Origin of the sequence: Stenotrophomonas sp. CFBP8994, from assembly GCF_034044835.1 — a bacterium.
Taxonomy (GTDB): domain Bacteria; phylum Pseudomonadota; class Gammaproteobacteria; order Xanthomonadales; family Xanthomonadaceae; genus Stenotrophomonas; species Stenotrophomonas rhizophila_A.
Genome location: NZ_JAXCWT010000003.1, coordinates 1 through 21,718, shown reverse-complemented (window position 1 = coordinate 21,718; position 21,718 = coordinate 1). Strand labels below are relative to the sequence as shown.

At 67.4% G+C, this 21,718-nt stretch carries 20 protein-coding genes and 1 riboswitch; of the genes, 14 read left to right on the top strand and 6 right to left on the bottom strand.

Annotated features, from left to right (window positions below):
* The first annotated feature begins 1 nt into the window (after position 1).
* The 4 genes from gspD to pncB all read left to right on the top strand — a co-directional run bounded on the left by gspD (position 2) and on the right by pncB (position 5,186).
* The gene (gspD, locus tag SOM39_RS08610; protein ID WP_320458087.1) at positions 2–2,200 is read left to right on the top strand and encodes a type II secretion system secretin GspD; all 2,199 of its coding nucleotides are present in this window, start codon (positions 2–4) and stop codon (positions 2,198–2,200) included.
* Positions 2,201–2,243: 43 nt separating this feature from the next.
* A complete protein-coding gene (locus tag SOM39_RS08605; RefSeq protein ID WP_320458086.1) occupies positions 2,244–3,104 on the top strand; it encodes a glycosyltransferase in 861 nt (286 codons plus the stop codon).
* Positions 3,101–3,937, top strand: a complete 837-nt coding sequence (locus tag SOM39_RS08600; protein WP_320458085.1) for a glycosyltransferase family 2 protein — start codon at positions 3,101–3,103, stop codon at positions 3,935–3,937. Before SOM39_RS08605 ends, SOM39_RS08600 begins: the two co-directional genes overlap by 4 nt.
* Before the next feature lie 73 nt (positions 3,938–4,010).
* Complete coding sequence (gene pncB, locus SOM39_RS08595; RefSeq protein WP_320458084.1) at positions 4,011–5,186, top strand: nicotinate phosphoribosyltransferase; 1,176 nt, start codon at positions 4,011–4,013, stop codon at positions 5,184–5,186.
* Between the two features lie 145 nt (positions 5,187–5,331).
* Here pncB and SOM39_RS08590 read toward each other — a convergent pair whose 3' ends face one another.
* Together SOM39_RS08590 and ettA are read right to left on the bottom strand one after the other, a co-directional pair.
* Positions 5,332–6,648, bottom strand: a complete 1,317-nt coding sequence (locus tag SOM39_RS08590) for an NCS2 family permease (protein WP_068849181.1) — start codon at positions 6,646–6,648, stop codon at positions 5,332–5,334.
* Positions 6,649–7,020: 372 nt separating this feature from the next.
* Complete coding sequence (ettA, locus tag SOM39_RS08585; RefSeq protein WP_068849183.1) at positions 7,021–8,685, bottom strand: energy-dependent translational throttle protein EttA; 1,665 nt, start codon at positions 8,683–8,685, stop codon at positions 7,021–7,023.
* A gap of 233 nt (positions 8,686–8,918) precedes the next feature.
* Here ettA and SOM39_RS08580 point away from each other — a divergent pair, with 233 nt between their 5' ends.
* The 5 genes from SOM39_RS08580 (at position 8,919) to ribD (ending at position 13,102) form a co-directional block, all read left to right on the top strand.
* Positions 8,919–9,383, top strand: a complete 465-nt coding sequence (locus SOM39_RS08580; protein WP_068849185.1) for an RcnB family protein — start codon at positions 8,919–8,921, stop codon at positions 9,381–9,383.
* Positions 9,384–9,502: 119 nt separating this feature from the next.
* Positions 9,503–10,756 carry a serine hydroxymethyltransferase gene (gene glyA, locus SOM39_RS08575; protein ID WP_320458083.1) on the top strand — a complete coding sequence of 418 codons (1,254 nt, stop codon included), beginning with the start codon at positions 9,503–9,505 and terminating at the stop codon, positions 10,754–10,756.
* Positions 10,756–11,199, top strand: coding sequence for a hypothetical protein (locus SOM39_RS08570; RefSeq protein ID WP_320458082.1), 444 nt, complete (start codon positions 10,756–10,758; stop codon positions 11,197–11,199). Before glyA ends, SOM39_RS08570 begins: the two co-directional genes overlap by 1 nt.
* 93 nt (positions 11,200–11,292) lie before the next feature.
* Positions 11,293–11,814, top strand: a complete 522-nt coding sequence (nrdR, locus tag SOM39_RS08565) for a transcriptional regulator NrdR (RefSeq protein ID WP_068849191.1) — start codon at positions 11,293–11,295, stop codon at positions 11,812–11,814.
* Between the two features lie 205 nt (positions 11,815–12,019).
* Positions 12,020–13,102, top strand: a complete 1,083-nt coding sequence (gene ribD / locus SOM39_RS08560) for a bifunctional diaminohydroxyphosphoribosylaminopyrimidine deaminase/5-amino-6-(5-phosphoribosylamino)uracil reductase RibD (protein WP_320458081.1) — start codon at positions 12,020–12,022, stop codon at positions 13,100–13,102.
* Positions 13,103–13,193: 91 nt separating this feature from the next.
* Here ribD and SOM39_RS08555 read toward each other — a convergent pair whose 3' ends face one another.
* The 3 genes from SOM39_RS08555 to SOM39_RS08545 all read right to left on the bottom strand — a co-directional run bounded on the left by SOM39_RS08555 (position 13,194) and on the right by SOM39_RS08545 (position 14,631).
* Entirely contained in the window at positions 13,194–13,523 is a 330-nt protein-coding gene (locus SOM39_RS08555; protein ID WP_320458080.1) for a transcriptional regulator, read from the bottom strand.
* Positions 13,523–13,789, bottom strand: a complete 267-nt coding sequence (locus SOM39_RS08550) for a hypothetical protein (protein WP_320458079.1) — start codon at positions 13,787–13,789, stop codon at positions 13,523–13,525. The genes SOM39_RS08555 and SOM39_RS08550 overlap by 1 nt, the downstream gene beginning before the upstream one ends.
* A 209-nt stretch (positions 13,790–13,998) precedes the next feature.
* Complete coding sequence (locus SOM39_RS08545; protein ID WP_320458078.1) at positions 13,999–14,631, bottom strand: outer membrane beta-barrel protein; 633 nt, start codon at positions 14,629–14,631, stop codon at positions 13,999–14,001.
* A 153-nt stretch (positions 14,632–14,784) separates the two neighbouring features.
* A riboswitch (FMN riboswitch) is annotated at positions 14,785–14,929 on the top strand.
* A 76-nt stretch (positions 14,930–15,005) separates the two neighbouring features.
* Between SOM39_RS08545 and SOM39_RS08540 the strand changes: the two genes are divergently transcribed.
* From SOM39_RS08540 to thiL, 5 genes are all read left to right on the top strand, one after another.
* Complete coding sequence (locus SOM39_RS08540; protein ID WP_093536107.1) at positions 15,006–15,617, top strand: riboflavin synthase; 612 nt, start codon at positions 15,006–15,008, stop codon at positions 15,615–15,617.
* Positions 15,614–16,729, top strand: coding sequence for a 3,4-dihydroxy-2-butanone-4-phosphate synthase (gene ribB / locus SOM39_RS08535; RefSeq protein WP_068849203.1), 1,116 nt, complete (start codon positions 15,614–15,616; stop codon positions 16,727–16,729). The genes SOM39_RS08540 and ribB overlap by 4 nt, the downstream gene beginning before the upstream one ends.
* A 182-nt stretch (positions 16,730–16,911) precedes the next feature.
* Positions 16,912–17,379 (top strand): 6,7-dimethyl-8-ribityllumazine synthase, encoded by a 468-nt coding sequence (gene ribH / locus SOM39_RS08530; protein ID WP_068854542.1) that lies wholly within the window; start codon positions 16,912–16,914, stop codon positions 17,377–17,379.
* Entirely contained in the window at positions 17,376–17,855 is a 480-nt protein-coding gene (gene nusB / locus SOM39_RS08525; RefSeq protein WP_068849204.1) for a transcription antitermination factor NusB, read from the top strand. Before ribH ends, nusB begins: the two co-directional genes overlap by 4 nt.
* 19 nt (positions 17,856–17,874) lie before the next feature.
* On the top strand, positions 17,875–18,846 hold the full coding sequence (gene thiL / locus SOM39_RS08520; protein WP_320458077.1) for a thiamine-phosphate kinase: 972 nt from the start codon (positions 17,875–17,877) through the stop codon (positions 18,844–18,846).
* A gap of 16 nt (positions 18,847–18,862) precedes the next feature.
* On the opposite strand, the gene SOM39_RS08515 is transcribed toward thiL, so the two are convergent.
* Positions 18,863–21,382 carry an autotransporter outer membrane beta-barrel domain-containing protein gene (locus tag SOM39_RS08515; protein WP_320458076.1) on the bottom strand — a complete coding sequence of 840 codons (2,520 nt, stop codon included), beginning with the start codon at positions 21,380–21,382 and terminating at the stop codon, positions 18,863–18,865.
* Positions 21,383–21,718 lie beyond the last annotated feature (336 nt).

Genomic DNA, 21,718 nt, shown 5'->3' with positions numbered 1-21,718 from the left:
CATGACATTGCGTCTTTTCTCCCTGTCGTTCGCCGTGGCCCTGCTTGCAGGCTGCGCCTCCGTGCCCGGTCCCGAAGTGCGCCGCGACGCGGTCCTTGATGGCAAGCACCAGGTGGTGGCCGGTGACGGTTCGCATGATGGCGTGGACGCGCAGCCGCTGAACGCCGACGGCGCACCGCAGCCGGTGATCCGCCGCGGCAGCGGCACGATGATCAACCGCAGTGCTGCCGCCGCGCCGTCGCCGGCGTTGTCGCAGGCCAGCACCGGCACTGCCACCTTCAACTTCGAAGGCGAATCGGTGCACGCGGTGGTCAAGGCGATCCTGGGCGACATGCTCGGCCAGAACTACGTGATCGCGCCCGGCGTGCAGGGCACGGTAACCCTGGCCACGCCCAAGCCGGTGTCTTCGGCGCAGGCGTTGAACCTGCTGGAGATGGTGCTGGGCTGGAACAACGCGCGCATGGTCTACAGCGGCGGCCGTTACAACATCGTGGCCGCCGACCAGGCATTGGCCGGCACCGTCGCACCAAGCACCGCGCCGGCGGCCAACGCGCGCGGTTTCGAAGTGCGCGTCATCCCGCTGCAGTACATCTCCGCCACCGAAATGAAGAAAGTGCTCGAGCCGTACGCGCGGCCGAACGCGATCGTCAACGTCGACAGCGGCCGCAACGTGATCACCCTGGGCGGTACCCGCAGCGAACTGGAAAACTACCTGCGCACGGTCGAGATATTCGATGTGGACTGGCTGTCGGGCATGTCCGTGGGCGTGTTCCCGATCCAGACCGGCAAGGCCGAGCAGGTCGCGGCGGACCTGGAGAAAGTGTTCGGCGAAGAGAGCAAGACTCCCAGCGCCGGCATGTTCCGCTTCCTGCCGCTGGAGAACGCCAATGCCGTACTGGTGATCACCCCGCAGGCGCGTTACCTGGACCAGATCCAGCAGTGGCTGGAACGCATCGATACCGCCGGCGGCAGCGCCCGGCTGTTCTCCTACGAACTGCGCTACGTCAAAGCCAAGGACCTGGCCGAGCGCCTGGCCGAAGCCTTCGCCAGTGAGAACAGCCGCGGGGGCCGTGGCGGCAGCAGCTCGCTGGCGCCCGGCGCCAACGTGCAGGAGCTGGGCAGCCGTGACGGCACCAATGGCAACAGCCTCAACGGCACCGGCAACACCGGCACTACCCGCACCGGCGGCATGGGTGATGGCACCATGAGCCTGCCGCAGCGGCAGCCGGGCAACGCCAGTTTCAACCTGGAAATCCAGGGCGATTCGGTCGGCGTGTCGGCGGTGGAAGAGACCAACACGCTGCTGGTGCGGTCCACCCCGCAGGCGTGGCGTTCGATCCGTGAAGTCATCGAAAAGCTCGATGTGATGCCGATGCAGGTGCACATCGAAGCGCAGGTCGCCGAGGTCTCGCTCACCGGCGACCTCGCCTACGGCGTGAACTGGTTCTTCGAACAGGCGGTGGCGACCGGCAAGACCGAAAGCGGTATCGACCTGCCCAGCGCACTGGGCCGCTCGATCTGGGGCAGCATTTCCGGGCGGGTAGGCGAGGGCGGCCTGGGTTGGACCTTCCTGGGCAAGAACGCCGCCGCGGTAGTGACCGCACTGGACAAGGTGAGCAACCTGCGCCTGCTGCAGACCCCGTCGATCTTCGTGCGCAACAACGCCGAAGCCACGCTCAATGTAGGCACGCAGATCCCGATCAACTCGGTGTCGGTCAACACCGGCGTGGGCGGCGACAACACCTACAGCCAGGTGCAGTACCTGGACACCGGCGTGATCCTGAAGGTGCGGCCGCGCATCACCCGCGATGGCGTGGTGTTCCTGGACATCGTGCAGGAAGTGAGCTCGGCCGGCGCCATCCCATCCGGCTGCGACGCCACCCGCACCACCTGCAACCCGCCGATCAACACCCGCAAGATCTCGACCGAGGCGGCGGTGCAGAGCGGGGACACCATCATGCTGGCCGGCCTGATCACCAATTCGGACGAGAACGGCGCCAACGGCGTGCCGGGCCTGAGCCGGATCCCGGTGCTCGGCGCGCTGTTCGGCAGGAAGACCCAGAACACCGACCGCTCCGAAGTAATCGTGCTGCTGACCCCGACCATCGTGCGCAACGCGCAGGAGTCGCGGAACCTCACCGACGAATACAGCAACCGCTTCCGCGCCATGGAACCATTCCCGTCCCGCCCCAAGCGCTGAGTCCTGCTACGCTGCGGTCACGACGCCGCACACAGGGGGACGGATGGGAACGATCGTGTTGCTGCCGATCGGGGTCGATGACAGCGCGCTGGACCGCTGCCTGGCGGCGCTGGATGCCGGCACGCCGGCGCAGACGCCGGTGTGGCTGGCCGACGATGGCCAGGCCGGGCCGCGTGCGCAGGCGGTGATCGCGCACTGGCTGGAAAGCACCCCGCTGCGCGCCGAGTACACCCGACGCGCGCGGGCGATCGGCGAAGTGGCGCACCTGGATGAAATGCTGCGCGCCTGCGAAGGCAGTGAGGTGGTGGTGCTGGCCCCCGATGCGGTACCGGCGCCGGGCTGGCTGCAGCAGCTGGATGCCTGTTTCGCGCGTGATGCCTCGATCGGTTCGGCCACGCCCTGGTGCAATGCCGGCGAAACCGCGGCCTGGCCCCGGCTGGGCGAGATCAACCCGGTCCCGGACGATCTGGACGCGATGGCCCAGGCCTGCGCCGCACTGCCGACCCTCGACCCGGAACTGCCCTCGGCGGTGACCCACGCGGTCCTGCTGCGGGCCAACGCGCGGCGCAAGGCCGGCGGCCTGGACATGCACAGCTATGGTTCCTGGAACGCGGCGTTGATCGACCTGAGCCTGCGCATGGCCGGCCTGGGCTGGCGCAACGCGCTGTGTGCCAATGCCTATGTCGCGCGCGACGGTGAAGCACAGGCGCACGACGGTGACCTGGAAGCACTGGGCACGCGCTGGCCGACCTGGCAGCCGCGGCTGGCCGGGTTCCTGATGGGCGATCCGCTGCTGCAGGTCAGGCAGGACCTGCAGCGCCTGCACCAGCAGGCGATAATGCCCCGGTCGCAGGGCGATCTGTTCGGATCGCCCGCCGCAACCGCTCCGGAGCCGCCTGCTTGAATCCCTGCATTGCCGTCATCATCGTCAGCTACCAGAGTGCCAGCACGCTGGACCAATGCCTGACGCGGTTGCGCGCGGCCGACGAGGTCGCCGAGATCCGCGTGGTCGACAACAATTCCGACGATGGCACGCTGGACATCGTGCAGCGCCATGCAACTGCCGACCCGCGCCTGCACTTCATCGCCAACCCCGACAACCCGGGCTTCGCCGCCGCCAACAACCAGGGCGTGGCCGACAGCCGGGCACCTTGGTTGGCCTTCATCAACCCGGACCTGATGGTCCAGGCCGGTACGCTGGCGCAGCTGCGCGCGCGCGGAGAGGCCTTGGGCGATTGCGTGCTGGGCGTGGAGCAGGTGGACGAGCAGGGCCAGCCCGATGCGGCTGTGCGCCGCCGCGATCCCGATTTCGGCGCCATGCTGCGCCACCCGGGGCAGGGCGCGAAGCTGGCCATCCCGGCTGACCCGACGCAGGTGCTGCAGACGGTGCCGGCGCTGTCCGGGGCGCTGCTGTTGATGCCGCGCGCGCTGTTCGACCGCATCGGCGGCTGGGATGCCGGCTACCGCCTGCATGCCGAAGACCTTGACCTGTGCCGGCGCGCCCGCGAAGCCGGGGCGGTGGTGGCCATCGCCAATGACCTGCAGGTGGTGCATGTGCGCGGCGTGTCGAGCCGTTCGCGGCCGTTCTTCGTGGAATGGCACAAGCATCGCGGTCTGTGGCGTTACTTCCGCCGGTTCGAGGCGCCGCGGCGCAACCTGCTGGTACAGGCCGCGGTCTGGGGCGCGATCTGGGCGCACGCCGCGGCCCAGGTCCCACGGTTGTTGCGCCGGCGCTGAAAGGCGGCGGATGGCGCGCCCGGTAGGTACCGACCGTTGGTCGGTACATGCTGGCAGGCGCATAATCCGGTGCATGATCATCCAATCGTTGCTCGACACCGACCTGTACAAATTCACCATGATGCAGGCGGTGCTGCACCAGCACCCCGGCGCGCAGGTCCAGTACCGGTTCAAGTGCCGCACGCCGGGCATCGACCTGGCGGCGTTCATCGACCAGATCAACGCCGAGATCGACCACCTGTGCCAGCTGCGCTTCAGCGCCGAAGAGCTGGACTACATGCGCGGGCTGCGCTTCGTGAAGCCGGACTTCGCCGACTTCCTCGGCCTGTTCCATCTGGACCGCAAGTACATCGACCTGCGCCCGTCGCAGGCCGTGCCGGGCGAGATCGAGCTGGACATCACCGGGCCGTGGCTGCACACGATCCTGTTCGAAGTGCCGCTGCTGGCGATCATCAACGAGGTCTGGTTCCGCAACACCAGCACGCCGGACTTCGCCGAAGGCGAGCGTCGCCTGCACGCCAAGACCGCGCTGCTGCGCGATACACCGGGCTTCGAGCTGTGCCGCATTGCCGACTACGGCAGCCGCCGCCGCTATTCGCGCGACTGGCACGCACGCATGCTGCCGATGATGCGCGATGCGCTGGGCGACCAGTTCGTGGGCACCAGCAACGTGCATTTCGCGCGGCTGTACGGCATGACCCCGCACGGCACGATGGCCCATGAGTACCTGCAGGCGTTCCAGGCGCTGGGTCCGCGCCTGCGCGATTCGCAGGTGGCGGCACTGGAATCGTGGGCGCGCGAGTATCGCGGCGACCTGGGCATCGCGCTGTCGGACGTGGTCGGGCTGGACGCGTTCCTGCGCGATTTCGACATGTACTTCTGCAAGCTGTTCGATGGCGTGCGCCATGATTCAGGCGACCCCTTCAGCTGGGGCGACCGGATGCTGGCGCACTTCAAGGAGCGCCGCGTGGACCCGCGCAGCAAGGTGCTGGTGTTCAGCGACGGGCTCAACATCGAAAAGGTGATGCGCCTGTTCGATTACTTCCGTGGCCGCTGCCAGGTTGCGTTCGGGGTGGGCACCCACCTCACCAACGACCTGGGCCCGACCCCGCTCAACATCGTGATCAAGATGGTCCGCTGCAACGGGCAGCCGGTGGCCAAGCTCAGCGATTCGCCGGGCAAGAGCATGTGCGACGACCCCGGCTACCTCGCCTACCTGCGCCAGGTATTCGAGCTGCCGCCGGCATGAGGCGGGTCACGACCAACGGTCGTGACCTACCGACCAGACACCGGCCGTAACCTCCCCGTCCCACCACCGGTAGGTCACGACCGTTGGTCGTGACGCTCTCGTCCCACCACCGGTAGGTCACGACCGTTGGTCGTGACGCTCTGTATCATTCCAGCGCGTAGCGCAGAACGAACAACCCAGCCACCAGCCACACCGCCGGATGCACGTCGCGCCAGCGCCCGGTACCGGCCTTCAACACGGCATAGGCGATGAAGCCGAACGCCAACCCGTTGGCGATCGAATAGGTAAACGGCATCGCCAGCGCGCACAGCGCAGCGGGCACGGACTCGGTGAGGTCGTTCCAGTCCACATCGACCAGTTCGCGCAGCATCAGCCCGGCCACGAACAGCAGCGCCGGTGCGGTGGCGTAGCCGGGCACCATGCCGGCCAGCGGCGAGAACAGCAGCGCGGCCAGGAACAGCGCGGCCACCACCAGCGCGGTGAGGCCGGTACGGCCACCGGCCTGCACGCCGGAGGCGCTTTCGGCAAAGGCGGTGGTGCTGCTGGTACCCAGCAGCGAGCCGGCCACGATGGCGGTGCTGTCGGCCAGCAGCGCACGCCCAAAGCGCTTCTGCGCGCCCGGCAGCTTGAGCAGGCCGGCACGGCCGACCACGCCATACAGGGTGCCGGTGGCATCAAACACTTCAACCAGCACGAACACCAGCACCACCTGCAGCAGCACGGCAATGGGCGCGCCGCCGTCGTGGTGCAGCAGGCCCGGCAGGTCGAGCTGCAGGAAGGTGGGCGCCAGGCTGGGCGGCAGCGAGATGACACCTTGGTACTGCACGGCGCCCAGCAGCCAGGCGGCGCCGGTGACGGCAAGAATGCCGATCAGGATGGCACCGCGCACGCGACGTGCTTCGAGGATGGCGATCAGCAGGAAGCCGGCCAGGGCCAGCAGCGGCGGGGCGGTGTTGAGTGGGCCGAGCGCAACCAGGGTGTCGGGGTTGGCGATGATCACGCCGGACTTCTGCAGGGCGATGATGGCCAGGAACAGGCCGATGCCGGCGACGATGGAGGCGCGCAGCGAGGCGGGAATACCGGCCACCAGCCAGGCGCGCACGCCGGTCAGCGACAGCGCCAGGAACACCAGGCCGGAGATGAACACGGCGGCCAATGCCTGCTGCCAGGGCAGGCCGGCGGCACCGACCACGGTGAAGGCGAAGAACGCATTCAGGCCCATGCCCGGCGCCATGCCCACCGGGAAGTTGGCGGCGAACGCCATCACCAGTGAGCCCAGCGCGGCGGCCAGGCAGGTGGCGACGAACACGGCGCCCGGGTCCATGCCGGTGGTGGACAGGATGTCGGGATTGACGAAGACGATGTACGACATCGTCAGGAACGTGGTCAGCCCGGCCAGCAGTTCGGTCCGCACGGTGGTGCCGTGCTGTTTGAGCTGGAACAGGTTTTCAAGCAGCTTCATGGCGGGGGTCCATGTCTCTTTTGGTTGGATCACAAGCGAAGTCAAAGGCCTTCGTTTGATGCGGCCCTCCCGAATACGGTCGGTGGCCATGGAAAATCAAATGCCGTTTCGATCATTTCCATGCGTGCTGCGTGGGGACACGCCACGCGTGTATGCCTCTGCCAACCGCATACGCGATCTGTCGAGGGAGGCCGGCGGGCAGCCCCTGTAGGGACTGTCAAAAACATGGATGTTTTTGCCAAGCCCCCATGGATGGGTTTACGGCGTGTCCCGTAAGGGGCTGCCCGACGGCCTCCCTGCACGCAGCAACAGAGACGCTGCCGTAAACACCAGAATGCAAAACGGCCGCGCGAGCGCGGCCGTTTTTCCCTCTTACTTCAGCGCCTTGAAGCGCAGGCGCTTCGGGGCGGCGTCGTCGCCCATGCGGCGGCGCTTGTCTTCTTCGTATTCGCGGTAGTTGCCCTGGAAGAACTCCACGTGCGAATCGCCTTCGAACGCCAGGATGTGGGTCGCGATGCGATCCAGGAACCAGCGGTCATGCGAAATCACGAACGTGTTGCCCGGGAATTCCAGCAGCGCATCTTCCAGCGCACGCAGGGTTTCGATGTCCAGATCGTTCGACGGTTCGTCGAGCAGCAGCACGTTGCCACCCTGCAGCAGGGTCTTGGCCATGTGCAGGCGGCCACGCTCACCACCGGACAGCGAACCCACCAGCTTCTGCTGGTCCTGGCCCTTGAAGTTGAAGCGGCCGATGTAGGCGCGCGACTGGATCTCGATGCCGTTGATGTTGAGGATGTCCAGGCCGCCGGCGATTTCCTGGAAGACGTTGTGGTTGCCCTCCAGCGCGTCGCGGCTCTGGTCCACGTAGGACAGCTTGACGGTCGGACCGACCACGATCTCGCCGGAATCCGGCTTCTCCTGGCCCGTGATCATCTTGAACAGGGTCGACTTACCGGCACCGTTGGGGCCGATGATGCCCACGATCGCGCCGGCCGGGACCAGGAAGCTCAGTTCGTCGAACAGCAGGCGGTCGCCGAACTTCTTGGACACGTTCTTGAACTCCATCACCGAATTGCCCAGGCGCTCGCCCGGCGGGATGAAGATTTCATTGGTTTCGTTGCGCTTCTGATAGTCGACCGACTGCAGCTCTTCCAGGCGGGCCAGACGCGCCTTGCCCTTGGTGCGGCCGCCCTTGGCGTTCTGGCGCGACCACTCCAGTTCCTTCTGGATCGCCTTCTGGCGCGACTTCTCCTGGTTGTCTTCCTGCTTCAGGCGCTCGTCCTTCTGCATCAGCCAGTCGGTGTAGTTGCCCTTCCACGGAATGCCGCGGCCGCGGTCCAGTTCCAGGATCCATTCGGCGGCGTTGTCCAGGAAGTAGCGGTCATGGGTGACGGCCACCACGGTGCCGGTATAGCGCGCCAGGAACTGTTCCAGCCATTCCACCGACTCGGCGTCGAGGTGGTTGGTCGGTTCGTCGAGCAGCAGCATGTCCGGCTTCTGCAACAGCAGGCGGCACAGCGCCACGCGGCGCTTCTCACCACCGGACAGCTTGCCCACGATGGCATCCCACGGCGGCAGGCGCAGCGCATCGGCGGCCACGTCCAGCTGGTTTTCCAGGGTGTGCGAGTCACCGGCGGCCAGGATGGCCTCCAGGCGCTCCTGTTCCTTGGCCAGCTTGTCGAAATCGGCACCTTCCTCGGCATAGGCCAGGTACACCGCGTCCAGCGCGGCCTGGGCCTGCAGCACTTCGCCCACGCCTTCCTCGACCGCTTCACGCACGGTCTTGGTCGGGTCCAGCTCCGGTTCCTGCGCCAGGTAGCCGACCTTGATGCCGGCCTGCGGGCGGGCTTCGCCCTCGAAATCGGTGTCCACGCCGGCCATGATCTTCAGCACCGTGGACTTGCCGGCACCGTTCAGGCCCAGCAGGCCGATCTTGGCACCCGGGAAGAACGACAGCGAGATGTCCTTGATGATCTGCCGCTTGGGCGGGACCACCTTGCTGACTTTGTTCATGGTGTAGATGTATTGCGAGGACATGAGCTCTCCGAAGGCGCAACCCTGCGCCCGTTCCGTCAGGAACAAGCACAGATGAAAAGGGATGGCGCCAATTATAGCCCGAAGCGATGACCCCCGCCGGCCGGCCCCTGGGGCGGGCCTTGCCGCTGCCTGAATGGGTCGTCAAAGCGGTTGAATTGGAAACCGTTTCCAGCCGGAAACCGTTCAGACGACGTCAGCATGATGGAGCCATCACTCACCAAGCGAGGCCAGACATGCGCATGAATCGAATTGTGGTCGGGACCGTGGCCTCGCTGCTCGCGCTGGGCAGCATCGCCCCGGCCTTCGCCGACGACCATCGCGGCCGTGGCCACGACCGCCACCATGATGATCGTCATGACCGTCGCCATGACCGCCACGACGACCGCCGCGACTGGCGCGACGACCGCCGTGAAGCCCACCACGACCGCCGCTACTACGACAACCGGGGCTATTACCGCCCGGCACCGCCGCCGCGCGTGGTTTACCGGCCGGCCCCGGGCCGCGGTTACGGCTGGGCCCGCGGCCACCGCTACAACGAGTACTACCGGGGCCCGGTCTACGTGGTCAATGACTACAGCCGCTACTCGGTGCGGCGCCCGCCGCGTGACCACCACTGGATCCGCGACGACCGTGGCAACCTGCTGCTGGTCGCCATCGCCACCGGCATCATCGCCGACTACGTGATCAACAACCGGTAAGCCGGGGCCCTGGCCCCAAAACGAAAGCGCGCCCCAGGGCGCGCTTTTTTTTCGCGTGGCCCCCCGGGGCCGCTTACAATCAGGGGCCCGCTGTTTCCCCCTTCTGCCTGGAGTAAGCGATGTTCCCGCGTGACGTCCGCATCGAAACCTACGATCCCGAACTGGCCAAGGCCATCGCCGCCGAAACCCAGCGCCAGGAAGACCACGTCGAGCTGATCGCCAGCGAGAACTACACCAGCCCGGCGGTGATGGAAGCCCAGGGCAGCCAGCTGACCAACAAGTACGCCGAGGGCTATCCGGGCAAGCGCTACTACGGTGGCTGCGAATACGTGGACATCGCCGAGCAGCTGGCGATCGACCGCCTCAAGCAGCTGTTCGATGCCGACTACGCCAACGTGCAGCCGCACAGCGGCTCGCAGGCCAACCAGGCGGTGTACTTCGCGCTGCTGCAGCCGGGCGACACCATCCTGGGCATGAGCCTGGCCCACGGTGGCCACCTGACCCACGGTGCCAAGGTCAACGCATCGGGCAAGCTGTTCAACGCCGTGCAGTACGGGGTGAACGAGCAGGGCCTGATCGACTATGACGAGGTCGAGCGCCTGGCCATGGAGCACAAGCCGAAGATGGTCGTGGCCGGCTTCTCGGCCTATTCGCAGGTGGTGGACTGGGCGCGCTTCCGCGCCATCGCCGACAAGGTCGGTGCCTACCTGTTCGTGGACATGGCCCACGTGGCCGGCCTGGTCGCCGCCGGCGTGTACCCGAGCCCGCTGCCGCACGCGCACGTGGTCACCTCCACCACGCACAAGACCCTGCGCGGTCCGCGTGGCGGCATCATCATCGCCAAGGGCGCCGGCGAAGAGATCGAGAAGAAGCTGCAGTCGATCGTGTTCCCGGGCATCCAGGGCGGCCCGCTGATGCACGTCATCGCGGCCAAGGCCGTGGCCTTCAAGGAAGCGCTGGAGCCGGGCTTCAAGGCCTACCAGCAGCAGGTGGTGAAGAATGCCCAGGCGATGGCCACCACGCTTATCGCGCGTGGCTACAAGATCGTCTCCGGCGGCACCGAGAACCACCTGATGCTGGTCGACATGATCGGCAAGGACGTCTCCGGCAAGGATGCGGAAGCCGCGCTGGGCAAGGCCCACATCACGGTCAACAAGAACTCGGTACCCAACGACCCGCGCTCGCCGTTCGTGACCTCGGGCCTGCGCCTGGGCACCCCGGCGGTGACCACCCGCGGCTACCAGGAAGCCGACTGCGTCGAACTGGCCAACTGGATCGCCGACGTGCTGGACGCCCCGGCCGATGAGGCGGTGATCGCCCGCGTGCGCGATGCGGTCAGCGCGCAGTGCCGCAAGTACCCGGTCTACGGGTAATGGGCGAGACCCTGCAGCGGCGCCTGTACATCGCGCAGGCGCTGCTGCTGGGGTTGCCCGCGCTGGTCGCCGGTGGCGGCGTGGCCGGGCTGGCGTTGTACGTCTTTTTCGACCGCCACGGCTACATGGCCAATCGTGAAGGCCTGTTCCTGCTGGGATGGGCCTTGGCCGGGGTATGTGGCCTGCTGGGCTGGGCCTGGCTGAGCGTGGTCTACCTGCGCAGGGGGCGAACCGCCCTGCGCAGCACCGGCCTGCTGCCGTGGGTGGGGCTGGGGTTGGGCGTGGTGGCCGCGCTGGGCGTGGTCGCACTGGTCGCTTACAACTCGCTTTCCGGCAGCTCGTGGCGGGCGCTGGGCTATCTGCTCGTGGGTCCGCCCCTGCTGGTCTGCAGCGCGCATCTGCTCTGGTTGCGGACGGTTCCGGCCGCTGCCGGTGAATCCTGATCGACATCGCGATTTGTACGCTGGGGTCTTCTCAGGTACCGTTGCGACGCTGCCGTGACCACGGCATGACGTTTCTCCGATGCAAGGCGTTCCATGTACTGTCCGTTCTGCCAGCATGCCGATACCCGGGTGATCGACTCGCGCGTCTCCGAAGACGGTGCGACGATCCGCCGTCGGCGTGAATGCGAGGCGTGCAGCGAGCGCTTCAGCACCCTGGAAACCATCGAATTGAAGCTGCCGGCGATCGTGAAGAGCGATGGAAGCCGCGAGCAGTTCGATGCGCGCAAGCTGCGGGTGGGTTTCGACCGCGCGCTGCAGAAGCGCCCCGTGCCCGAAGACAAGATCGAACTGGCGGTGCGCGCGGTGATGCAGCAGCTGCGCATGTGCGGCGAGCGCGAGATTCCGTCGATCAAGGTCGGCGAGTTCGTGATGAACGAACTGCGCAAGCTCGATCATGTGGCGTACGTGCGGTTTGCGTCGGTGTACCGCAGCTTCGAGGACGTGGCCGATTTCCGCGAGGAAATCGAGAAGCTCGAACGCGAGCTGCCGTCCAGTACCGAACAGTTGCAGCTGCTGGGCGATGTGATCGCCCTGACCAAAAAGAAAAAAGGGTAGAGCGGACTGTCAGTCCGCTGCTCTTGATCCGCTTCTTGCCGAAGCAGCGGACTGACAGTCCGCTCTACCATGCGTTAGCCGCAGCGGACTGACAGTCCGCTCTACCATGCCTTGGCGGCAGCGGACTAACAGTCCGCTCTACCATGCGTGGGCGGCAGCGGACTGACAGTCCGCTCTGCCGGGGGTTGGCGTTACCATGCCCGCCATGAGCGATTTCTCCACGTTGGATCACCTGCACATGGCCCGCGCGCTGCGCCTGGCCGAACGCGGCCGGTTCACCGCCCGGCCCAACCCGATGGTCGGTTGCGTCATCGCGCACGGCGACCGGGTGGTCGGCGAGGGCTGGCACCAGCGCACCGGTGGCCCGCACGCCGAAGTGTTCGCGCTGCGCCAGGCCGGCGAAGAGGCGCGCCGTGCCACCGCCTACGTGACCCTGGAACCCTGCGCCCATCACGGGCGCACCCCGCCATGCGCGCTGGCATTGATCGAGGCCGGGGTAGCCAGGGTGGTGGCGGCCATGCGCGACCCGTTCCCCAAGGTGGATGGCGGCGGCTTCGTGCTGCTGCGCGAGGCGGGCATCGAGGTGGCTGAGGGTTTGATGGCGGCGCAGGCGCGTGAGTTGAATCGTGGCTTCCTGTCGCGCGTTGAACGTGGCCGGCCGTGGCTGCGGGTGAAGCTGGCCGCCAGCCTGGACGGGCGCACGGCGATGGCCGATGGCACCTCCAAGTGGATTACCGGCGACGCGGCCCGCACGGACGTGCAGCGCTGGCGCGCACGTGCCGGTGCGATCCTGACCGGGGCCGATACCGTGTTGGCCGATGACCCGCAGTTGACCGTGAGGCTGGCCGATACCGAGGTCATGCCGCCGTTGCGGGTGGTGCTCGATACGCGCCTTCGGTCGCTCGAATGCGCGCGGGTGCGCGAGGGTGGGGCGCCGACCCTGTACCTGCACGATGCGTCGGTGAGCCCGCCCGATGCGGCCGATGCCGAGTTTGCCAGCGTGCCCAGCCAGGACGGGCGACTGGATCTGGGTGCCGTATTGGCGCTGTTGGCCGGACGCGGCATCAATGAAGTGCATACCGAAGCCGGGGCCACGCTTTCCGGCGCGCTGCTGGCCGGCGGGTGGGTTGATGAGCTGCTGCTCTACCAGGCGCCCACGCTGCTGGGAGAGCATGGCCGGCCGCTGCTGGGCGGCCTGGGCATTCACGAAATGGCGCAGCAGCGACGGCTGCGGGTGGTGGATCAGCGGCAGGTGGGGGCGGATCTGCGGCTGCTGCTGCGCGTGTGAGGCTTCTGCCACGCAGGGCGTGGCACTACGCGTGGGGTAGGCCGGTAGCACCCGACCGTTGGTCGGGTGGCGCCGCACGGCGGCGGGCAGATCAGGAGGCGACGACCGGCTGCAGCGCCTCCAGGTGGCGAACGGTCTGTGGAAACTGTTGCACCAGTCGAATGAGGGTCGATGCCTGCGCGTTGGGACGCGCGCGGCCCTGCTCCCAGTTCTCCAGCGTGCGTGCATTGGTACGCAGGTACATGGCAAACACCGGCCGTGACATGTTCAGCTGTTCACGGATGGCGACCAGCTCTGACGCATGCAGCGGAGGCAACGGCTGCAGTCGAACCTTGTGCGTGCGCAGCGTGGTCTTGCCCGCGCGCTCGTCCTCCAGCGCGTGCAGCCCTTCGACCAGCTCGGCAAATACGTCGCGTTTCATCATGTGGTCCTCGCCAGAAGTTCGGCCTCAAGCATTCTTTTCAACAGTCTTTTCTGCATCGCGTCCAGGTCGTCCTGGACGCCCTTGCCACGCTGCCTGCGGTCGTCGGAAAAGCGAAGCTTGCGGAGACCGCCAGTGCCTACGATCACGTCGCCAGCCTCCGGCGCCCGCAGCAGGAACTGCTGAAGCGCGCAGAGCCCATCGTCGTCGAGGTAGGCGGCACGGTGGCGCGAGAACGCCGGCATCTCCACGAACACGGTGTGCATAAGTATACGTTATCTGCGTAGGGTTGCCAGCCACCTTACCTTGCACCATCACACCAGAAGGGGCAGCCGTTCACACCTCACTCTGTGTATTTTTCGAGTATTCGATCAAGTTCCGGAAAACGATAGGTGGCCACCGCTTGCCCAAAAAAAACGGGCCCCTTGCGGGGCCCGTCGATCATGGCGCGGGTTAGCGCTGCCCGATCAGTAACTTAGAAGCTGGCGCGCACGCCGACCGAGTACTGGGTGATGTCGTCGAAGTACTGGACTTCGCCGATGAGGCCCCAGTTGCGGTTGAAGCTGACCTGGCCGCCCAGGGTGCCGATCCACTCGCCGTCCATGTCGCTGCCGTCGATGTAGCCGGCCTTCAGCCAGGCTTCGGTCGCGCGCGAGGGCTTGCCACGCAGGCCCAGCGCACCGCGGCCGGCATTGGTATGCACCTTCTCGGTTTCGCTGAACTCGCCGTCCTCGAACTTCACTTCGTTGTTGATGCGCATCCACGCGATGTCCGCGGTGAAGTCCAGGCGGTCGGTGAACGGCATGTGGTAGCCGATGCCTGCCTCCGGCTGGTCGATGGTGTTCTTGATGCGGTACTCGCCGATGCTGTCTTCCAGGTGGTAGGTCTCGGAAACAGTGCTGTAGCCGCCGAACACGTACACCTGCTCGGCAATGGCGAACGAACCGCGGATGAAGCCGCCGTCCAGCTTGGGGTTGCTGCCGGGGGTGCTGACCTGCAGCTGGGTCCAGCCGCCTTCAACATAGGTGTAGCTCATGGCGTCGGCAGCAGAGGCGGCCATCGGAGCGGCGGCCAGCAGGGCGGCGGCCAGGACGAGCATCTTGCGCATCGGAATTCCTTGGAAGTGAGGTCCATTTCAGCCAGCCCGTCGTGGGCGGCAGGGCGGCGATCATCGCCGCGCGGCGCATCTTAACAAATTGTTTACAGAAAGCGAGCGCTCAGCCAGCGCTGGTACAATGGCCGCGCCGGTTCGCCGGTATACAAACGTCTTCAGGGCGGGGTGCGATTCCCCACCGGCGGTAGGTGCGCAAGCACGAGCCCGCGAGCGCTTCCGGCCCCGCCGGAAGGTCAGCAGATCCGGTCCGATGCCGGAGCCGACGGTATAGTCCGGATGAAAGAAGACGGTGCTACAGGGCCTGCATGGCCCTGCGCCCGCCTGTTTGCCTTGCGGCGTTTTTCGCTCACTTTTCGCGGAGAACGTTAGTGTTTACTGGAATCATCGAAGGCGTCGGCCATGTGGCCGCACGCGATCCCCTCGGCGGCGATGTCCGCTTCACCTTCCACGTCGGCAGCCTGCCGTTCGAGCACGTGCAGCTGGGCGAGAGCATCGCCATCAACGGCGTGTGCCTGACCGTCATCGCCCATGATGCCACCTCGTTCCAGGCCGATGCCTCGACCGAGACCCTGGGCCTGACCACGCTGGGCCAGCTGGCGCCGGGTGCGGTGATCAACCTGGAGCGCGCCATGCGCCCGACCGACCGCCTCGGTGGCCACCTGGTCAGCGGCCATGTGGACGGCCTCGGCCAGGTGCTGTCCATCCATGAGGACGCGCGCGCCCAGCGCTGGCGCTTTGCCGCGCCGGCCGGTCTGCTGCGCTATATCGCAAAGAAGGGCTCCATCTGCGTGGACGGGGTCAGCCTGACCGTCAACGAGGTGGATGACGCCGGCTTCGAGGTCGCGCTGATCCCGCATACCGTGGCCAACACCGCCTTTGCCGCCACCGGCGTGGGCAGTGCGGTCAATCTCGAAATCGACCTGGTCGCCCGTTACGTCGAACGGCTGGTCGCCCCCCAGGTACAGGACACCCGCGCATGAATTTCGCTCCCATCCCCGAGATCCTCGAGGACATCCGCCTGGGCCGCATGGTGGTCATCGTCGATGACGAAGACCGCGAGAACGAAGGCGACCTGATCATGGCCGCCGAACTGGTCAAGCCGTCGGACATCAACTTCATGGTCACCCACGGCCGTGGCCTGGTGTGCCTGCCGTTGACCCGCGAACGTGCCGCCGACCTCGGCCTGGCGCCGATGGTGCAGGCCAATACCGCCCAGTTCCAGACCAACTTCACGGTCAGCATCGAGGCCGCCGAAGGCGTCACCACCGGCATTTCGGCCTACGACCGCGCGCATACCATCCGCACGGCGGTGAAGCCCGATGCCAAGCCGGCCGACCTGCACCAGCCGGGGCACATCTTCCCGCTGATCGCCCAGCCGGGCGGCGTGTTGACCCGCGCCGGCCATACCGAAGCGGGTGTGGACCTGGCCATGCTGGCCGGGCTGGAGCCGGCCGGGGTGCTGGTGGAGATCCTCAACCCCGATGGCAGCATGGCGCGCCGCCCGGAGCTGGAGGTGTTCGCGCGCGAGCACGGCCTGAAGATCGGCTCCATCGCCGACCTGATCGCCTACCGCCTGGCCACCGAGAAGACGGTCGAACGGGTCGATGAGCGTGAGATCGACACCGAATTCGGCCCGTTCAAGCTGGTGACCTACCGCGACCGGATCGCGCACGACCTGCATTTCGCCCTGGTCCGCGGCACCCCCGACACCCAGCCGACCCTGGTCCGGGTGCAGGTGGAGAACCCCTTGGCCGATCTGCTGCACTGGCGCCGCGACGATTTCGGCGTGGCGTCCACCGACGCCCTGCGCGCCATCGCGGCCGCCGAGCGCGGCGTGATGGTGGTGCTGTCGGCCCCGCGTGACAGCAACAGCCTGCTGGCCCGCCTGCGCCAGCAGCCGCAGCCGGTCACCCCGGGCAAGGACAAGGACGTGAGCCAGTGGCGCCGCAACGGTGCCGGCGCCCAGATCCTGTCCGACCTGGGCCTGGGCCAGCTGCGCGTGCTGGGCACCCCGCGCCGCCAGATCGGCCTGGCCGGCTACGGCCTGGAGATCATCGAAACGGTGGGGAGCCCGTCATCGCATGCGCGCTGACGCCCCACGATCTGCTTCGCAAACCGCGGGCCCCTCTTACCATCACCCAGACCCCCGCCGCTTCGCGGCAGCCCCCTGACTCAGGGGGCTTTTCCACCCGACCCGTCCCGCAGCGTGCCGCAATCCGGCTACGCGCGGCCATGCGCTAGAATATTCATCTATTAAATGGACCCACGCCGATCATGAGCCACTACGAAGGCGATCTCCGGACACCGGAACAGGCCCGTTTCGCCATCCTCGCCAGCCGCTGGAATGCCCGCATCACCGACGTGCTGGTGGCCGGCGCGCGCCAGAGCCTGGCCGGCAACGGGATCCAGGAAGCGGCCATCGACGTGATCCGGGTGCCGGGCGCGTGGGAACTGCCGCTGGTGGCCGCGCGCCTGGCGGCGGCGCACGAACATGCCGCGATCATCGCCCTGGGCTGTGTGATCCGTGGCGACACCCGCCACTACGAACACGTGGCCGACCGCTGCGCCGAAGGCCTGATGCGTGTGCAGCTGGATTTCGGCGTGCCGGTGCTCAATGGCGTGCTGGCGGTCGAACGCGCCGAGGATGCCGAGGCCCGCGCCGGTGGCAGCCACGGTAACAAGGGTGAGGAAGCCGCACTGACGGCGTTGGAAATGGTCAATCTTCTGGAGCAGTTGCCGTGAACAAGTCAAACCCGGGCAAGCCCTCCGGCAAGCCGGTCCGCCGCGATGGCATCGACCCGGTGCTGCGCTCGCGCGCGCGTCGTCGTGCCCTGCAGGCAATCTACGCCTGGCAGATCTCCGGCGGCAACGCGCAGGCCCTGATCGCCCAGTTCGCCCACGAGCAGGCGCGCGAAATCGCCGACCTGGCGTATTTCGAGGCGCTGGTGAGCGGCGTGCTCGACCACCGCAAGGACCTCGACGAGGCGCTGGATCCGTTCGTGGACCGCGGCATCGAGGAAGTGGACGCCATCGAGCGTGCCGCGCTGCGCGTGGCCGCGTTCGAGCTGCGCTACCGCATGGACGTGCCGTACCGCGTGGTGATCAACGAAGCGATCGAATCGACCAAGAAGTTTGGTTCCGAACACGGCCACACCTACGTCAACGGCGTGCTGGATCGCGCTGCGGTGGAGTGGCGCAAGGTCGAAAGCGGGCACTGAGCCGGGTCGGGGAACGCCCATGTCCCTCGCCGAATTCTCCCTGATCGAACGCATCCGCACGCGCACCCGCGCGCGTGCCGATGTGGTGCTCGGCATCGGCGACGATGCCGCGCTGCTGCAGCCGCGTGCCGGCCAACAGCTGGTGGTCACCGCCGATACGCTCAACAGCGGCGTGCATTTCCCTGCGGAAACCCCGGCCTATGACATCGGCTGGAAGACGCTGGCCGTGAATCTTTCCGACCTGGCGTCGATGGGCGCGCAGCCGGCCTGGTGCGTGCTGGCACTGTCGCTGCCCGACGCCGACCCGGACTGGGTGGATGCGTTTGCCGACGGCTTTTTCGCCCTGGCCGATGCGCACGACATCGTGCTGATCGGGGGTGACACCACGCGTGGCCCGTTGTCGCTGTCGGTGACCGCGATGGGGCAGGTGGCGCCGGGTGCGGCACTGCGCCGCGATGGCGCGCAGGTGGGCGACGATGTCTGGGTCAGCGGCACGCTCGGCGACGCCGCCGTGGCCCTGCGCGCCTGGCAGGGCGGTACCCTCGACGTGCGTCGGCCCGCCGAAGATGCGCCGGTGGACTACCTTCGCCAGCGCCTGGCCCGGCCTACGCCGCGCGTGGCGCTTGGCGCCGCGCTGGTGGGTGTGGCGCATGCGGCCGTCGATATCTCCGATGGCCTGCTGGCGGACCTGGGCCACATCTGCGAACGCAGTGGCGTAGGCGCGCGCGTGGACCCCGAGCGCCTGCCGGTGTCAGACGCAGCGCGTGCACGGGTGGGTCTGACCCATGCGCGCGAGGCCGCGCTGCGCGGCGGCGACGATTACGAACTCTGCTTCACCGCCGCCGCTGCGCAACAGGGGGCGGTCGAGGCCATCGCCGCGCGCCTGGCGCTGCCGCTCACCCGCATCGGCGCGATCGTGGCCGGCCAGGGCGTGGATGCCGGTGGCGAAACCACCGGCCATCGCGGCTACGAGCACTTCACCGAGCTGTAGCGCCGGGCCGAAGCGCTCACCAATCGCAGGACAGCCCCAGCTGCGCGGCGGATTCCCGGTAGCCGCCATCGCCGCGCGTCAGCGCCAGCCCGCCCCATGCCGAAACGCCCCGGCCGACACCGACGCGGGCGCCCGCGCCGAGCGCGTAGCGGTTGCGCGGGGTGCTGGCGCGCAGCGCCTCGTCGTCGAAGGCGATGCCGTTGCCGGCCCCGTCGCGATACCAGTTCGCCGTTGCGTACGGCTGCAGGGACATGGTGCCACTGCTGCGCTCGGTCGCGCCTTCCAGGCGCATGCCCAGCCGGCCCGACAGGCCGTGGTCGCCCAGGCTGCGTACCGTGGTGCCGTTGCCCTCGCGATGCACGTCCATGGCAGCATCGGTATGGAGAAGTTGCAGCTCCGGCTGCAGGCTCAGCGCCGTGGCGCCGATGCGACCGACATCCAGGCGGTAGCCGACTTCCAGCGACGACTGCCACAGGTCCGCGTCGTAGCGCTCGGTCTGCAGGCCATCGCCTTCCACGCGGTTGCGGAACCGGCCGCGCTGCACCGATGCATCCACGGACACGGCGTCATTGCGCCAGTTGCCGTACACACCTGCCGCGCCGCCTTCCACCTTGCCGCGTGCGCGGTAGCCGGTGAGGGAGGAGCGTGAGGTCGCCTGCGACCGGGCGGCCGCGAGCATCACGCCCACGCGGCCCCGGTCGGCAGCAAACGCGCCGATGTCGGTGCCGACCAGCAGGCGCGAGCGGTCTACATCAAGGGCAAGCTGGTCCTTGACCGCGCCCAGGCGGGTATGGGTTCCATCCAGCGTCGCCCACGCGCGCACGTTCCCACGGGTAGATGCGTGCTGCGCAGTGCGCTCGCGCGCACTGTGGCGCAGCAGGTGGTGGAGCGCGAACTGGTTGGCCAGGTAGGCGCCGGTTTCGGGGCGAAGCACGGGAGCCGGCTGTCCGGGATCGACGGGATCCGCGGGCTCATCGGGATCGACCGGATCCACTGGATCGACGGGATCTACCGGATCAATTGGGTCCACCGGGTCCACCGGATCGACGGGATCGACTGGATCAATCGGATCAATCGGATCAATCGGCTCGCACTGCGGCAGGCTGGGATCAACATCGCACGGATCCGGCGTGGGGCCACCCTCCGAGCGCAGGTACCAGCTGCCGTCGATGCCTTTGACCAGGAAATACTCGTACTGGCCGCCAACGGCACGCCCGACCAGGTCGAACTGCGCGTTGGATTCGCCGACGATGCTGATCAGCGCGATGCCACGGTCGGTCTTCGCGCCGGCACCGCCCACATTGAGCACGCGTACGCCAGCCTGGCCGTTGGCATCACCGGTGATCACCAGGCGGTCCGTGAGCGAGGCGTCATCGCCGAGCACGGTATTGAACGCCAGGGTGCCACCATTGCCCAGGAAATCATCGACGGTGAGGGTGTTGAAGGTGGTTCCATCGCTCAGCGCGACGGTGCCGGTGGTGTCGATCCGCAGGCGGCCCACCCTGCTGTCGCCGGTCAACTGCCAGGAGGCATCCGTGCCCAGCGTGGCCGATCCGACACCGAGGAATCGGCCCTCGATGCGCGCACTGTTGCGCAGGGTCACGTCCACATGGAGGTTGTCGCCCGCCCCGTTCACGCTGATATCGCCTGCAAGCTGCGCATCGTCCACGCTGAAGTTGATCCAGCGCTGCCCGGCGTTCGGGTTGCCGTCAACCCGCAGCAGATTGCCATCGCCGCCGAACAGCTGGGAACCGTTGACGATCTCGATGTCATAAAGGCGATCCGAGGCATCGGTGTAGAGCGCGTTGACATGGATGGCGGCGCCACGGCCCGAGCGGATGGTCGAATTGTCCACGCGGACGTGGCCTACACCGTCCCTGCCGACCAAGCCTTCGAACAGAACGCCTACGTTCGCGGCCTCGATGTGCGAGCGGTCGAGGATGTCCACCCGGCCGTGGTCCAGGCGCACGCCCACTCCCGAATCGCGGTCGGCAACCCCTTCCACGTCGCGGACGTGGACGCGGCTGGAATCCAGCACCACCTGCATCGGGCCGTGGTCGGACCCATCGAAGGGCAGCAGCGCAATGCCCACGCTCCCGCCGACGAAGTCCGCGCCGAGGTTCTCCATCAGGATGTCGCTGCCGACCAGGTGGGCCGAAGACGCACCGTTGAGCCACAGCCCGCCGCCCAGGAACCGGGTGCCGGCTGCTTCCAGTCTGGCGCCGCCGCTTAGTACGGCCGTCCGGCCGTAGTTGGCATTACGGGTGACGGTGGCACCGGACAAGGTGACGTGCGATCCGCTGTCGGCATCGATCGAGCGCGATTGGCCAAGATGGACCACCAGTGAGGCGCCGTTGCGCAGGGACCACGACTCGCTGCCGTCCCCGGGCCCGATCACGGCGGTCTGGTCTTCCCCGTCGAGTTCGCGCGCGGCGAGGCCGCCCAACGGCAGCGCCAGCAGCGCGAGTACCACGCTGTTGGCCAACGAGGTGCGCATCGAAAGAGGGGTGGGGCGGGTACGGCGGGGCGGCATCATCGTCTTGCGTCCTGGTCGGGGGCAGAGGACTCCCGACCATCACCACGGCGTTGGCTGCAGGAGGGCGTGGGACGACGTGGCCAAAGGCCGCGCATCCACCGCGGGGCCGTGTGGCAGGCCGGGTGTCCAGGGGGCGACAAGAATGCGCAGCGATGCGCGCCCGGCCCATGCAAGGAATTGCAAAGCATCACACTTTGCGCGTGACGTGCTTACCAGTCGCAGGACAGCCCCAGCTGCGCGGCGGTTTCCCGGTAGCCGCCATCGCCGCGCGTCAGCGCCAGCCCGCCCCATGCCGAAACGCCCCGGCCGACACCGACGCGGGCGCCCGCGCCGAGC

Excerpts from the sequence above, each read along its gene's own strand:
- SOM39_RS08555 (WP_320458080.1), bottom strand. The coding sequence starts at position 13,523 with ATGAAACGCGACGTATTTGCCGAGCTGGTCGAAGGGCTGCACGCGCTG.
- SOM39_RS08570 (WP_320458082.1), top strand. The coding sequence starts at position 10,756 with ATGGGCGAGACCCTGCAGCGGCGCCTGTACATCGCGCAGGCGCTGCTG.
- SOM39_RS08545 (WP_320458078.1), bottom strand. The coding sequence starts at position 14,631 with ATGCGCAAGATGCTCGTCCTGGCCGCCGCCCTGCTGGCCGCCGCTCCG.
- SOM39_RS08580 (WP_068849185.1), top strand. The coding sequence starts at position 8,919 with ATGCGCATGAATCGAATTGTGGTCGGGACCGTGGCCTCGCTGCTCGCG.
- ettA (WP_068849183.1), bottom strand. The coding sequence starts at position 8,685 with ATGTCCTCGCAATACATCTACACCATGAACAAAGTCAGCAAGGTGGTC.
- gspD (WP_320458087.1), top strand. The coding sequence starts at position 2 with ATGACATTGCGTCTTTTCTCCCTGTCGTTCGCCGTGGCCCTGCTTGCA.
- ribB (WP_068849203.1), top strand. The coding sequence starts at position 15,614 with ATGAATTTCGCTCCCATCCCCGAGATCCTCGAGGACATCCGCCTGGGC.
- glyA (WP_320458083.1), top strand. The coding sequence starts at position 9,503 with ATGTTCCCGCGTGACGTCCGCATCGAAACCTACGATCCCGAACTGGCC.
- SOM39_RS08515 (WP_320458076.1), bottom strand. The coding sequence starts at position 21,382 with ATGATGCCGCCCCGCCGTACCCGCCCCACCCCTCTTTCGATGCGCACC.
- SOM39_RS08590 (WP_068849181.1), bottom strand. The coding sequence starts at position 6,648 with ATGAAGCTGCTTGAAAACCTGTTCCAGCTCAAACAGCACGGCACCACC.
- thiL (WP_320458077.1), top strand. The coding sequence starts at position 17,875 with ATGTCCCTCGCCGAATTCTCCCTGATCGAACGCATCCGCACGCGCACC.
- ribD (WP_320458081.1), top strand. The coding sequence starts at position 12,020 with ATGAGCGATTTCTCCACGTTGGATCACCTGCACATGGCCCGCGCGCTG.
- ribH (WP_068854542.1), top strand. The coding sequence starts at position 16,912 with ATGAGCCACTACGAAGGCGATCTCCGGACACCGGAACAGGCCCGTTTC.
- nrdR (WP_068849191.1), top strand. The coding sequence starts at position 11,293 with ATGTACTGTCCGTTCTGCCAGCATGCCGATACCCGGGTGATCGACTCG.
- SOM39_RS08605 (WP_320458086.1), top strand. The coding sequence starts at position 2,244 with ATGGGAACGATCGTGTTGCTGCCGATCGGGGTCGATGACAGCGCGCTG.
- pncB (WP_320458084.1), top strand. The coding sequence starts at position 4,011 with ATGATCATCCAATCGTTGCTCGACACCGACCTGTACAAATTCACCATG.
- SOM39_RS08550 (WP_320458079.1), bottom strand. The coding sequence starts at position 13,789 with ATGCACACCGTGTTCGTGGAGATGCCGGCGTTCTCGCGCCACCGTGCC.